Annotated in this window: 14 protein-coding genes and 1 pseudogene; 12 read left to right on the top strand and 3 right to left on the bottom strand. The window is 63.2% G+C overall.

Going from position 1 to position 12,209, the window contains the following annotated elements:
• Positions 1–7: 7 nt before the first annotated feature.
• A pseudogene (locus tag NKJ80_RS04375) lies at positions 8–471 on the top strand (zinc-binding dehydrogenase); the annotation flags it as partial.
• A gap of 10 nt (positions 472–481) precedes the next feature.
• Here the strand turns inward: NKJ80_RS04375 and NKJ80_RS04380 are convergent.
• Together NKJ80_RS04380 and NKJ80_RS04385 are read right to left on the bottom strand one after the other, a co-directional pair.
• Positions 482–1,147, bottom strand: a complete 666-nt coding sequence (locus NKJ80_RS04380; RefSeq protein ID WP_352497143.1) for a uracil-DNA glycosylase — start codon at positions 1,145–1,147, stop codon at positions 482–484.
• On the bottom strand, positions 1,144–1,725 hold the full coding sequence (locus NKJ80_RS04385; protein WP_023670234.1) for a LabA-like NYN domain-containing protein: 582 nt from the start codon (positions 1,723–1,725) through the stop codon (positions 1,144–1,146). Before NKJ80_RS04385 ends, NKJ80_RS04380 begins: the two co-directional genes overlap by 4 nt.
• Before the next feature lie 332 nt (positions 1,726–2,057).
• Between NKJ80_RS04385 and rpoZ the strand changes: the two genes are divergently transcribed.
• The 11 genes from rpoZ (at position 2,058) to recO (ending at position 11,474) form a co-directional block, all read left to right on the top strand.
• Positions 2,058–2,459, top strand: a complete 402-nt coding sequence (rpoZ, locus tag NKJ80_RS04390) for a DNA-directed RNA polymerase subunit omega (RefSeq protein ID WP_023670235.1) — start codon at positions 2,058–2,060, stop codon at positions 2,457–2,459.
• A 127-nt stretch (positions 2,460–2,586) separates the two neighbouring features.
• The gene (locus NKJ80_RS04395; RefSeq protein ID WP_023670236.1) at positions 2,587–4,818 is read left to right on the top strand and encodes a RelA/SpoT family protein; all 2,232 of its coding nucleotides are present in this window, start codon (positions 2,587–2,589) and stop codon (positions 4,816–4,818) included.
• A gap of 116 nt (positions 4,819–4,934) precedes the next feature.
• Positions 4,935–5,513 (top strand): orotate phosphoribosyltransferase, encoded by a 579-nt coding sequence (gene pyrE / locus NKJ80_RS04400; RefSeq protein WP_352497144.1) that lies wholly within the window; start codon positions 4,935–4,937, stop codon positions 5,511–5,513.
• A gap of 11 nt (positions 5,514–5,524) precedes the next feature.
• The gene (locus NKJ80_RS04405) at positions 5,525–5,905 is read left to right on the top strand and encodes a VOC family protein (protein WP_023747464.1); all 381 of its coding nucleotides are present in this window, start codon (positions 5,525–5,527) and stop codon (positions 5,903–5,905) included.
• Between the two features lie 263 nt (positions 5,906–6,168).
• A complete protein-coding gene (locus NKJ80_RS04410) occupies positions 6,169–6,753 on the top strand; it encodes a DUF2062 domain-containing protein (RefSeq protein WP_023743765.1) in 585 nt (194 codons plus the stop codon).
• Positions 6,750–7,163: a holo-ACP synthase gene (gene acpS / locus NKJ80_RS04415; RefSeq protein WP_023670240.1), complete on the top strand. Its 414-nt coding sequence runs from the start codon at positions 6,750–6,752 to the stop codon at positions 7,161–7,163. Before NKJ80_RS04410 ends, acpS begins: the two co-directional genes overlap by 4 nt.
• 90 nt (positions 7,164–7,253) lie before the next feature.
• Positions 7,254–8,003 carry a signal peptidase I gene (gene lepB, locus NKJ80_RS04420; RefSeq protein WP_023670241.1) on the top strand — a complete coding sequence of 250 codons (750 nt, stop codon included), beginning with the start codon at positions 7,254–7,256 and terminating at the stop codon, positions 8,001–8,003.
• Positions 8,003–8,719, top strand: coding sequence for a ribonuclease III (rnc, locus tag NKJ80_RS04425; protein WP_023754775.1), 717 nt, complete (start codon positions 8,003–8,005; stop codon positions 8,717–8,719). Before lepB ends, rnc begins: the two co-directional genes overlap by 1 nt.
• A complete protein-coding gene (gene era, locus NKJ80_RS04430) occupies positions 8,716–9,642 on the top strand; it encodes a GTPase Era (protein ID WP_352497145.1) in 927 nt (308 codons plus the stop codon). Before rnc ends, era begins: the two co-directional genes overlap by 4 nt.
• 44 nt (positions 9,643–9,686) lie before the next feature.
• A complete protein-coding gene (locus NKJ80_RS04435) occupies positions 9,687–10,580 on the top strand; it encodes an aminoglycoside phosphotransferase family protein (RefSeq protein WP_352497146.1) in 894 nt (297 codons plus the stop codon).
• Between the two features lie 102 nt (positions 10,581–10,682).
• Positions 10,683–11,474 carry a DNA repair protein RecO gene (gene recO, locus NKJ80_RS04440; RefSeq protein ID WP_023692858.1) on the top strand — a complete coding sequence of 264 codons (792 nt, stop codon included), beginning with the start codon at positions 10,683–10,685 and terminating at the stop codon, positions 11,472–11,474.
• Positions 11,475–11,573: 99 nt separating this feature from the next.
• Here the strand turns inward: recO and NKJ80_RS04445 are convergent, their stop codons facing one another.
• On the bottom strand, positions 11,574–12,038 hold the full coding sequence (locus NKJ80_RS04445; RefSeq protein WP_023687287.1) for an NUDIX hydrolase: 465 nt from the start codon (positions 12,036–12,038) through the stop codon (positions 11,574–11,576).
• Positions 12,039–12,209 lie beyond the last annotated feature (171 nt).

The following is a 12,209-nucleotide window of genomic DNA, read 5'->3' on the forward strand; positions in this document are numbered from 1 at the left end:
GTCTGGCTCGCTCGGCTATGCGCAGGCGGCAGCACTGCCGACGACGGCGATCACCGCCTTTGAGGCGCTGTTCGACCGCCTCGATGTGAAGAAGCTAGTCATCGGCGCCGCGAACACCCTCCTGATCGTCGGCGGCGCCGGCGGCGTCGGGTCGATCGCGGTCCAGCTCGCGCGCCAGCTGACCGATCTGACGATGATCGCCACCGCATCGCGGCCCGAAACCCGCGACTGGGTCGCAAGAGCGTTTCGGTCCACTGGGAGCCGATGTTCACCCGCTCGCTGTATGAAACGCCCGATATGGCCGCGCAGGGCGAACATCTCAACGAACTGGCGCGCCTTGTCGACGCCGGCACCATCCGCACCACGCTGGGCGAGACGTTCGGCCCAATCAATGCCGCCAATCTGAAGCGCGCCCATGCGCTGATCGAGACCGGCAAGGCCAAGGGCAAGATCGTGCTCGAGGGATTTTGAGAGGCAGCGTCTAGTTCCGCAGGAACGACGCGATCTCGCTGAATACCTTGACGAACATCGCTTCGGTCAGCACCCCAGTGTTGGTGTTGTAGCGCGAGCAGTGATAGCTGGAAAACAGCGTGACGCCGCCGGCCGGCAACTGACCGCCGTGCTTGAACGGATAGGCGGCGACGCGCTGGCCCAGCGCCCTGACGGTCGACTGGTGGGCGATGGAGCCCAGCGCCAGCACGGCGCGCAGTTTGGGAAAGCGTGCAATCGTCGGCACCAGAAAGCTGCGGCAAGTGGCGATCTCGGCGCCGACCGGCTTGTTTTCAGGCGGCACGCAGCGCACCGCATTGGTGATCGCGGTGCCGACCAGCTGCAACCCATCATCCGGCCGCGCCTTGAACTCGCCGCGGGCAAAACCGTGAGCGATCATCGTGGAGTAGAGCAGGTCGCCGGCATAGTCGCCGGTAAACGGCCGCCCGGTGCGGTTGGCGCCGCGCAGGCCGGGCGCCAGCCCGACGATCAGCAGCTCGACGGCGTCCTCGCCATCAGGCGGCAGGAAGGTCGGCACCGGCGCGTTGAACCACGACGGCTCGCGCTGCCGCCAGTCTGCGATGAAATCATGCAGGCGTGGGCAGAGGGGGCAGTCGCGGTCGGGTTCGGGAGCGGCCTCCAAGGCCGCCGCCGTCAATAGTCTTCCTCTTCGACTTCGGCCGGCTCGGGCCTGCGCACCGGCCGTTCGGAGGGATCGCGGCCGACCTCGTTCTTCAGCGAGGTCAAATCGATGAAATGGTCGGCCTGGCGGCGCAGATCGTCCGAGATCATCGGTGGTTGCGAGGCCATGGTGGAGACGATCGAGACCTTGCGGCCGCGCCGCTGCAGCGCTTCGACCAGTGTGCGGAAATCGCCGTCGCCGGAGAAGATGACATAGTGGTCGACGACATCGGCAAGTTCGAGCGCATCGACGGTCAGTTCGATGTCCATATTGCCCTTGATCTTGCGGCGGCCGGTCGAGTCGGTGAACTCCTTGGCCGGCTTGGTCACCACCTTGAAGCCATTATAGTCGAGCCAGTCGATCAGGGGACGGATCGAAGAGTATTCCTGATCCTCGACCAGAGCGGTGTAGTAATAGGCCCGCAGCAAATAGCCGCGCTTCTGGAAGCTGGACAGCAGTTTGCGGTAGTCTATGTCGAAGCCGAGTGCGCGCGAGGTGGCGTAGAGATTGGCGCCGTCTATGAAAAGAGCGATTTTTTCACGGGGGTCGAACATGGCAATATTCCTTTTTCGAAATAGGTGGCGGACTAATCGAAATGGGTCGTTTATATCGCTCGGCTCGTAAATAAACCGGCTGACCTTTCGTCAACCGAGATAGCGCCAGTTTTACGGCAATCCAAGGGTGCCGGGGCGCACTGCAAGCAATTGTGATCGGAGCCGTGTCGTCGCCCGGTAGGCGGGCTTCGCCGGCAAGGCATTCAGCGGCGCCAGAAGCTGGCATTCGCCAGCCCATGGGGCCACAGAGCCATAATGCTTGTATTTTGGCGGCGTTCGGGTTATGGACCGCGCCTGTTTTCCATCAAATCCAGGCATGAAAGGGGCAATCAATGGCCCGCGTAACCGTTGAAGACTGCATCGACAAGGTCGACAACCGCTTCGAGCTCGTGCTGCTTGCCGGCCATCGCGCCCGCCAGATCAGCCAGGGCGCGCCGATCACCGTGCCGCGCGACAACGACAAGAACCCGGTCGTGGCGCTGCGCGAGATCGCCGACGAGACGCTGTCGCCCGACGACCTCAAGGAAGATCTGATCCACTCGCTGCAGAAGCATGTCGAGGTTGACGAGCCCGAGGCCGACGGCGAGGCGATCGCCGACCAGACCGGCAACGCAGTTGCAGCTACCGACGCCGACGACGCGGAAGAAAACGTCACCTTCGATCGCATGACCGAGGAAGACCTTTTGGCCGGCATCGAGGGCCTGGTTCCCCCGGAAAAGAGCGACGACTACTAATCGCTGCCCTGGACCTGCCGGGAATATGGTTCCGGCACTTCCGTCCCGTGAGTTTCGTGGCTATCTATGAGATGCGCCGTACATCAGTGCGGCGCATCAATCATTTCAGCACCGTGAGAACCCGCCCATGATGCGTCAGTATGAGCTTGTCGAGCGCGTCGCGCGCTACAAGCCTGACGTCAACGAGGCGCTGCTCAACAAGGCCTATGTCTACGCCATGCAGAAGCATGGCCACCAGAAGCGCGCTTCCGGCGATCCCTATTTCTCGCATCCGCTCGAAGTCGCCGCCATCCTCACCGAAATGCACATGGACGAGGCGACGATCGCCGTCGCCTTGCTGCATGACACGATCGAGGACACCACCGCGACGCGGGCCGAGATCGACGATCTGTTCGGCCCCGAAATGGGCAAGCTGGTCGAAGGCCTGACCAAGCTGAAGAAGCTCGATCTCGTCTCCAAGAAGGCCGAGCAGGCGGAAAACCTGCGCAAGCTGTTGCTGGCCATCTCGGAGGATGTCCGCGTTCTGCTGGTCAAGCTCGCCGACCGTTTGCACAACATGCGCACCCTCGACCACATGCCCGAGGCCAAGCGCCTGCGCATCGCCGAGGAGACGATGGACATCTACGCGCCGCTGGCCGGGCGCATGGGCATGCAAGGCATGCGCGAGGAACTGGAAGAGATCGCCTTCCGCTTCATCAATCCGGAAGCCTACCGCGCCGTCACCGCGCGGCTTGCCGAGATATTCGAGCGCAACAAGGGTGTGCTGACCGACATCGAAAAGGCGCTGTCGGCGCTGTTCGAGAAGCATGCCATCAATGCCGGGGTGAAGAGCCGGCAGAAGAAGCCGTGGTCGGTGTTCCGCAAGATGGAGGCCAAGGCGCTGTCCTTCGAGCAGCTCTCGGACATTTTCGGCTTCCGCGTCGTCGTCGACAGCGTCGAAGACTGTTACCGCGCGCTCGGCGCCATCCACACCACATGGTCGATGGTGCCTGGCCGCTTCAAGGATTACATTTCTACGCCCAAGCAGAACGACTACCGTTCGATCCACACCACCATTGTCGGCCCGTCGCGCCAGCGCGTCGAACTGCAGATCCGCACCCGCGAGATGAACAAGATCGCCGAATATGGCGTCGCCGCCCATTCGATCTACAAGGACACCGGCGGCAAGACGAACGGCGCCGCCCATGCGATCTCGAAGGAGACCAACGCCTATGCCTGGCTGCGGCGCACCATCGAGCAACTGGCAGAAGGCGACAACCCGGAAGACTTCCTCGAAAATACCAAGCTGGAGCTGTTCCAGGACCAGGTATTCTGCTTCACGCCGAAAGGCATGCTGATTGCGCTGCCGCGCGGCGCCACGCCCATCGACTTCGCCTATGCCGTGCACACCGATGTCGGCGACACCTGCGTCGGTGCCAAGGTCAACGGCCGCATCATGCCGCTAATGACGGAACTGAAGAACGGCGACGAGGTCGAGATCATCCGCTCCAAGGCGCAAGTGCCGCCGGCGGCGTGGGAGTCGGTGGTGGTCACCGGCAAGGCGCGCTCAGCCATCCGCCGCGCCACCAAGAACGCCATTCGCAAGCAATATTCAGGTCTTGGTGCCCGCATTCTCGAGCGCGCCTTCGAACGCGCCGGCAAGACCTTCACCAAGGAAAGCCTGAAGCCGGTGCTGCACCGGCTGGCGCGCAAGGACATCGAGGATGTGCTGGCCTCGGTCGGGCGCGGCGAACTTGCCTCGACCGACGTCATGAAGGCCGTCTTCCCAGACTACAAGGACGAGCGCGTCACCGTCAGCGCCCCCAAGCAGCGCGAGGAGGGCTGGTCGAAGATCCGCAACGCCGCCGGCATGCTGTTCCAGATGCCCGGCACCCGAGCCGCGCGCAAGGACAAGGACCAGCCGCGCGATGGCGCGGTGCCGATCCGCGGCGTGCGCGGCGACCTGCCGGTGCGTTTCGCGCCGGAAGGGGCCGTGCCAGGCGACCGCATCGTCGGCATTGTCCAGCCGGGCACCGGCATCACCATCTATCCCATCCAGTCGCCGGCGCTGCAGGCCTTCGACGACCAGCCGGAGCGCTGGATCGACGTGCGCTGGGACATTGACGAGCAGACCAAGGAGCGCTTTCCGGCGCGCGTCTCGGTCACCGCCATCAACGCGCCGGGCTCGCTCGCCGACATCGCCCAGGTCGTTGCCTCCAACGACGCCAACATTCATACGCTGTCGATGGTGCGCACCGCGCCCGACTTCACCGAAATGCTGATCGATCTCGAAGTCTGGGATCTGAAGCACCTCAACCGGCTGCTGTCGCAGCTCAAGGATAATTCGAGCGTCAGCGATGCGCGGCGTGTGAATGGGTGAATAGTGAATAGTGAATAGTGAATAGTGAATAGTGAAAGAAGGCGTTCTCACTACCATTCACCATTCACCAATTCACCATTCACCATTCACCATTCACCATGGACATGGGGCGAGTTATGAATACCGACGAAGTTCTGGGCATTTTCCGCGAGGCAGGCGCTGTTCTGGAGGGACATTTCATCCTGACGTCGGGTCTGCGCAGCCCGGTCTTCCTGCAGAAGGCGCGCGTCTTCATGCATGCCGACAAGACCGAGCGGCTTTGCAAGGCGCTGGCCGAAAAGATCCGCAAGGCGGTGCCGGGCAAGGTCGACTACGTCGTCGGCCCGGCGATCGGCGGCCTGATCCCGGCCTATGAGACGTCGCGCCATCTCGGTGTGCCAGCAATCTGGGTGGAGCGCGAAGGCGGCGAGTTCAGGCTGCGCCGCTTTGAGATCGCGCCGGGATCGCGCGTCGTAATCGTCGAGGACATCGTCACCACTGGTCTTTCGATCCGCGAAACCATCGACTGCCTGCGCGCGATTGGCGCAGAGGTCGTGGCGGCGGCCTGCATCATCGACCGCTCGGCCGGCAAGACCAATGTCGGCGTGCCGCTGATCGCGCTTGCCGAATATGAGGTGCCGGCCTATCCCGCCGACCGCCTGCCGCCGGAACTTGCCGCCATTCCCGCCGTTAAGCCAGGAAGCCGCAACATCTAGGGGACATCACAATGATCGCCGGCATCGATCATTTCGTGCTGACGGTCCGCTCTGTGGAGGACAGCTGCGCCTTCTACCAGCGGGTGCTTGGCCTCAAGCGCCTCGACGAGCCGAACCGGCCGACGGCGTTGCTGTTCGGATCGCAGAAGATCAATCTGCATCAGGTGGGCCGCACCTTTGAGCCCAAGGCCAAGGTGCCGATGCCTGGGTCCGGCGATTTCTGCCTGGTCGCCGCAAGGCCGCTTGCCGAGATTTGCGCCCGTCTGGAAGCCAATGGCGTTGCCATCGAAGTCGGTCCGGTCGAGCGCACCGGCGCCCGCGGTAAGATGATCTCGGTTTATTTCCGCGATCCGGACAGCAATTTGGTCGAAGTCAGCGAATATCGGGAATAGTCTATCCGCCTCGGCGTCGTCTCGCGCGGGCCTTGCCGTCGTCGGGGAGCTTTCATCGATATTGTCCTCAGTTTCGCCCCAATGGCGCTCTTGTTACCCGCCTGCGGCAGACCATCGCGGCGGCGTTTCATTGTTCCGCCGCAAGGCAGTCGCTATATCAAAGTCGTTGTTGCCTTTCTGCGCCCTCGAAGCGCAAGATGGAGCGACCGCGCCCGGCCAGGGTGGTTGCAATTTGGGCGTGATGAACCGGGAACTGGAACAGAGTGCTTTTTCGACGCCGAAAGCCTGATGGCATTCTGGAGCGGGTGCGTACCTATCTGTGGCCGCGCCGCTCGTTTTCGCGCTCGTTGCAATATTTCTCCAAGCGCATCCTGCGGCTGAAGGCGACACCGCATGCAGTCGCGGCCGGCGTCGCGGCCGGCGTTTTCGCCTCCTTCTTTCCGCTCGGCTTCCATTTCGCCGTCGCCGCCGTGCTCTGCTGGGTGGTCGCCGGCAATCTGGTGGCCGCCGCCTTCGGCGCGGTATTCTTCGGCAATCCGCTGACTTTCCCGCTGCTGTGGGGAGCGTCCTGGGAAGTCGGCAAGCTGATCCTGCATGAGCGCCTGCCCAAGAACGGACCGCCTGCGCATCTTGGTGAGATGATGCACACGCTGTCGTTTGCAAAACTGTGGCATCCGGTGCTGGAGCCGATGCTGATCGGCGCTGTGCCGCTCGGCCTGATCTTCGGGCTGATCTTCTACGGCATCACCCGCTGGGGGATGACAGCCTTTCGCGAGCAGCGCAGGAAGCGCATGGCAGAGCGGGCGCATAAGGCCGGGCACCGCGGACGGGAAGTTCCGGCGGAATGATCATCGGCATCGGCAGCGACCTGATCGACATCAGACGCATCGAAAAGTCGCTGGAACGGCATGGTCAGCGCTTCATCCAGCGCATCTACACCGAGGTCGAACAGGTCCGCTCGGAAGGCCGCAAGGGCCGCGCCGCCTCCTATGCCAAGCGCTTCGCCGCCAAGGAGGCCTGCGCCAAGGCGCTTGGCACCGGCCTGGCGCAGGGCGTGTTCTGGCGCGACATGGGGGTCGCCAACCTGCCCAGCGGCGCGCCGACCATGGCGCTGACCGGGGGAGCGGCGGCACGGCTGGCCAAAATCCTGCCACAGGGGCACAGAGCGGCGATCCACCTCACAATCACCGATGATTTCCCGCTTGCTCAAGCCTTTGTGATCATCGAGGCGTTGCCCGCCGAACAAGCGCCACATTGATTGCATCAGACGACCGCTATCTAACGCCGACTTGACGTTGCCCAGCGCGCGCCGAGACTCTATACCATCCAACGCACAATCGAGGACGACATGAGCGTGGCTGAAAAATCCGAGAAGAAATCCGGCGGGCTTGGCGAAATCGTCAGCGTCATCATCCAGGCTTTGCTGCTGGCCATGGTCATCCGCACCTTGCTGTTCCAGCCCTTCTCGATTCCGTCCGGCTCTATGCGGCCGACCTTGCTCGAAGGCGACTATCTGTTCGTCACCAAATGGTCCTACGGCTTCTCGCGCTATTCGCTGCCATTCGGCCCCGACATCTTTTCCGGCCGCATCTGGGGTTCCGATCCGAAGCGCGGCGACGTGGTGGTCTTCAAGTTCCCGCCGGATCCGTCGCTCGACTACATCAAGCGCGTCGTCGGCCTGCCCGGCGACAAGATCCAGATGAAGGACGGCCAATTGTTCATCAACGGCCAGGGCGTGCCTCGTGTGAAAACCGGCCAGATCCAAAATCCTGATATCACGGAAGTGCCTGAGCCGGTCGACGTCTATCGCGAGACCCTGCCCAACGGCGTCAGCTACGACACGCTCGACCTGACACCGAATTCGATCACCGACAACACCCGCGAGTTCGTCGTGCCCCCCGGCAACTATTTCATGATGGGCGACAACCGCGACAACTCCTCCGACAGCCGCCTCAGCGTCGGCTACGTGCCGGCGGAGAACCTTGTCGGCCGCGCCAACATCGTCTTCTTCTCGATCGCCGGGAAGGCGAGCCCGCTCGAGATCTGGAAATGGCCGTCGCTGGTGCGCCTGTCGCGCCTGTTCCATTTCGTGAATTGATGGCTTTGAAGCGCCCGACGGGTGAAACTCTGGCCGATTTGGTGACAGCCAAAACCGGCCATTCCTTCCGGGATGTCCGTTTGCTCGAGACCGCGCTGACCCATTCCAGTGCGGTCAAGGCAAGCAGCAACAACCAGCGCCTCGAATTCCTTGGCGACCGCGTGCTCGGCCTGATCGTTGCCGACCTGCTTTTCGAAAAGTTTCCTGAGGCGCCGGAAGGTGAAATCGCCCCGCGCTTCAATGCCCTGGTCGATGCACGGACATGCTCCGAGATCGGCATTGAAATGCAGCTCGAAGATCTGGTTCGGGCCGACGCTGCCTTGAAGGCGCGCTCGCGCGGCTCGGGCGGAAACTATCTGGCGGATGCGGTCGAGGCGCTGATCGCGGCGGTCTATATCGACGGCGGCCTCGATGCCGCAAGGCAATTCGTCCTGCGTTACTGGGAGCCGCGCTCGCAAAAGGTGGTGGCCAAGCCGCCCAATCCGAAATCCGACCTGCAGGAATGGATCGCCAAGACCAGTGATGTCAGGCCCGAATACGCGATCGAGAGACGCGAGGGACCTGAACATCAACCGGTTTTCACGGTGTCCGTGAAGGTCGGCGGTTTTGCGCCGGCAAGCGGCACGGGCGGCTCTCGTCGCGCAGCCGAAGAAGCGGCGGCATCGGCGTTTCTTATGCGCGAGGGCATCTGGGCCAACCACGGGAGTGCGGCATGACCGCCAGCGAAGATCTCCCTCCGGCCGCGGAGGCCACGCATTCCGGTTTCGTTGCCCTGATCGGGGCGCCCAATGCCGGCAAGTCGACGCTGGTCAACCAATTGGTCGGCGCCAAGGTGTCGATCGTCACTCACAAGGTGCAGACCACCCGCGCCATCGTGCGCGGCATCGCCACGCATGACAACGCGCAGATCGTCTTTGTCGACACGCCCGGCATCTTCAAGCCGAAGCGCCGGCTCGACACCGCGATGGTGACCACCGCCTGGGGTGGCGCCAAGGACGCCGATATCGTGCTGCTGCTGATCGATGCCGAGCGCGGCATCAGGGGCGACGCCGACGCCATCCTCGAGCGGCTGAAGGACGTCCGCCAGCCGATGGTGCTGATCCTCAACAAGGTCGACCGGGTCAAGCACGAGGCGCTGCTGGCCCTGGCCGCGGCAGCAAACGAAAAGGTGCCGTTCAAGCGCACCTTCATGGTCTCGGCGCTGACCGGCTCCGGCTGCAAGGATTTGCTCGACTATCTCGCGCAAGCGCTGCCGGTCGGCCCCTGGTACTATCCGGAAGACCAGATCTCGGACCTGCCGATGCGCCAACTGGCCGCCGAGATCACCCGCGAGAAGCTGTATCTGCGGCTGCATCAGGAGTTGCCCTATTCCTCGCATATCGAGACCGAGAAATGGGAAGAGAAACCGGACGGCTCGGTGCGCATCGACCAGACCATCTATGTCGAGCGCGACAGCCAGAAGAAGATCGTGCTCGGCCACAAGGGCGAGACCATCCGCGCCATCGGCCAGTCGGCGCGCATGGAAATAGCCGGCATTCTCGAGCAGAAAGTGCACCTGTTCTTGTTCGTCAAGGTGCGTGAAAACTGGGGCGACGACCCCGAGCGCTACCGCGAGATGGGGCTTGAGTTTCCCCATTGAGCTTCATCGTCTGGAAATGCCGCCCGGCAGTTTGAGACGATGACATGCCTGATCCAAAACCGACCATCCATACCGATCTCGTGCGCCGGTTGATCGCCGCGCAATTTCCGCAATGGCGGCATCTGCCGGTGAGGCCGGTGGCGTTTGGCGGCTGGGACAACCGAACCTTCCACCTCGGCAATGATATGACTGTGCGGCTGCCGAGTGCCGCACCATATGCCTTGCAGGTCGAAAAAGAGCACCGCTGGCTGCCCAGGCTGGCGCCGCTTCTGCCGCTGCCGATCCCGGTTCCACTGGCGATGGGCGAGCCTGGGGAGGACTACCCCTGGCAATGGTCCGTCTACCGCTGGATCGACGGCGAAACAGCCAAGACCGCCGAAATCGCCGATCGCCGACAGTTCGCGGTCGATCTGGCCAAGTTCCTCATTGCGCTCCGGCGGATCGATCCGGCGGGCGGGCCGCCCGCGGGCCAGCACAATTTCTTCCGCGGCGGATCGCTGAGCGTGTATGACAACCAGACAAGGGAAGCACTCCAGGCGCTGCAGGGGCAGATCGACACCCAGGCGGCCACCGCTGTCTGGTATGCGGCCCTTGCCGCCACCTGGCAAGGGTCGCCCGTCTGGTTCCACGGAGACGTCGCTTGGGGCAACCTTCTGGTCCAAAACGGCCGTTTGAGCGCCGTCATCGACTTCGGCACCTCCGGGATCGGCGATCCCTCTTGCGACCTGGCGATCGCCTGGACGTTCTTCCAGGGCGAGAGCCGGGAGGCGTTCCGTGCCGCCATCGACGTCGATGAAGCGACCTGGGCGCGCGGCCGCGGCTGGACGCTGTGGAAGGCGCTGATCACCGTTGCCGGACACGACGCCAACCAGGCCGAAGCCGAGCGATCGCGCCGCGTCATCGACGACGTCCTGGCCGATCACCGGAAATTCGCGTGATCGGAGCCTTTCGACGATGTGCGGAGATCCAATGTCAGCACAGATCGCACGCGGTGCGCCAAAATCTTGATTTCGCCATGCAACCGGTGACAAGCTCCTGCCATGGAATGGCGCGACGAGGGAATCATACTCGGCACCCGCAAGCATGGCGAAACCAGCGCCATTCTCGAGGTAATGACGCGTGCGCATGGCCGCCATCTCGGCCTGGTGCGCGGCGGGCGCTCGCGCAAGCAGCAGCCGGTGCTGCAGCCCGGCAACCGCGTCGACCTTTTGTGGCGGGCACGCCTCGACGAGCATCTCGGCACCTTCCAGGCCGAGGCGATCGAGATGAATGCCGCCCGGTTGATGGACAGCGCAGTCGCCGTCTACGGCCTGCAGACCATGGCCGCGCATCTCAGACTCCTGCCCGAGCGCGACGCCCATGGCGGCCTGTATGAGACGCTTGCCGTGATGATCGCCCATCTGGACGATTCGGATGCCGCCGGCGAACTGGTGGCGCGCTTCGAACTGCTCATCCTCGACGAACTCGGCTTCGGCCTCGATCTCAGCCAGTGCGCGGCGACCGGCGCCAGGCAGGATCTGGCCTATGTCTCGCCGAAATCCGGCCGTGCGGTGTCGCGAGCCGCCGGTGCGCCGTGGCGCGACAAGATGCTGGCGCTGCCGGCCTTCCTGCAGCGCGGCTCCGGCTTGCGGGCGGACCACGCGGCACTCGAGGACGCCTTCCATCTGACCGGTTTCTTTTTCACCCGCCATGTCTACGAGCCGCGCGGCATTGAACAGCCCGATGCCCGTGCCGGCTTCCTCGCCGCCTTGCGCAAGCATCATTCGGGCGGCAATGCCGCCACTACGGCAGACGCTGCGCCAGAAAGGGGAGGGAGACTCGGTGGGTGCTGACCTCCGCAACCGTCCAGGTTCACAGCAAAAGCTGCATGCGGCAGCATTCCCTCCCCCTTGTGGGGAGGGTTAGGGTGGGGTACTCGTAGGGCAAGAGCCTCAGCCGGCCTTGCGATGCTCCATGAAATCATCGAGGATGGCGCGCTGACCGCCGAGGATCTTGAGGCTGGCCTCCGCGAAGGAAAACCAGCCGGCCCTGTCGATTTCGGGAAATTCCCTCGTCACGCCTGACCTGGGCGGCCATTCCATCGTGAACATGTTGCTTTTAACGGCATCGGGATCGAAATCGGCTTCGACACTCCAGGCGATGACGATCTTGCCGCCGGCTTGCCGATAGCTGCCGACAGGCTCGAAATCACCCTCGATGCTGACTCCGAGTTCTTCCCCAGCCTCGCGCCGGGCGGCGGCCAACTCATCTTCATTGTCCTCGACGAGGCCCTTGGGGATCGACCAAGCGCCTTCATCCTTCCTTGCCCAGAATGGGCCGCCGGGATGGACGAGCAGAAATTCGAGAATGCCGGCCCTTGTCCGGTGGATCAGCAGCCCTGCACTTCGTTTCGGCATTCGATTTCCCCACAGTTCATCCGAGGATAGCATGGCTCCTGGGCAAGTGGCGGCGGCATGCCATTCCTGGCTATCTCAGATGATGGGTGAGGATAAAGACCGTAGGCCGCTGGAATTTGCCGACGAAACATGCTCGATAACTTCTTTTCGGCCACCATTGCGGTGGCGTGA

This window comes from Mesorhizobium sp. M0030 (assembly GCF_040323695.1).
Lineage (GTDB): Bacteria > Pseudomonadota > Alphaproteobacteria > Rhizobiales > Rhizobiaceae > Mesorhizobium.

Bases quoted from the DNA above. Each gene is read 5' to 3' on its own strand.
- NKJ80_RS04385 (WP_023670234.1), bottom strand. From the start codon at position 1,725: ATGTTCGACCCCCGTGAAAAAATCGCTCTTTTCATAGACGGCGCCAAT.
- rpoZ (WP_023670235.1), top strand. From the start codon at position 2,058: ATGGCCCGCGTAACCGTTGAAGACTGCATCGACAAGGTCGACAACCGC.
- NKJ80_RS04395 (WP_023670236.1), top strand. From the start codon at position 2,587: ATGATGCGTCAGTATGAGCTTGTCGAGCGCGTCGCGCGCTACAAGCCT.
- pyrE (WP_352497144.1), top strand. From the start codon at position 4,935: ATGAATACCGACGAAGTTCTGGGCATTTTCCGCGAGGCAGGCGCTGTT.
- NKJ80_RS04405 (WP_023747464.1), top strand. From the start codon at position 5,525: ATGATCGCCGGCATCGATCATTTCGTGCTGACGGTCCGCTCTGTGGAG.
- acpS (WP_023670240.1), top strand. From the start codon at position 6,750: ATGATCATCGGCATCGGCAGCGACCTGATCGACATCAGACGCATCGAA.
- lepB (WP_023670241.1), top strand. From the start codon at position 7,254: ATGAGCGTGGCTGAAAAATCCGAGAAGAAATCCGGCGGGCTTGGCGAA.
- rnc (WP_023754775.1), top strand. From the start codon at position 8,003: ATGGCTTTGAAGCGCCCGACGGGTGAAACTCTGGCCGATTTGGTGACA.
- era (WP_352497145.1), top strand. From the start codon at position 8,716: ATGACCGCCAGCGAAGATCTCCCTCCGGCCGCGGAGGCCACGCATTCC.
- NKJ80_RS04435 (WP_352497146.1), top strand. From the start codon at position 9,687: ATGCCTGATCCAAAACCGACCATCCATACCGATCTCGTGCGCCGGTTG.
- recO (WP_023692858.1), top strand. From the start codon at position 10,683: ATGGAATGGCGCGACGAGGGAATCATACTCGGCACCCGCAAGCATGGC.
- NKJ80_RS04445 (WP_023687287.1), bottom strand. From the start codon at position 12,038: ATGCCGAAACGAAGTGCAGGGCTGCTGATCCACCGGACAAGGGCCGGC.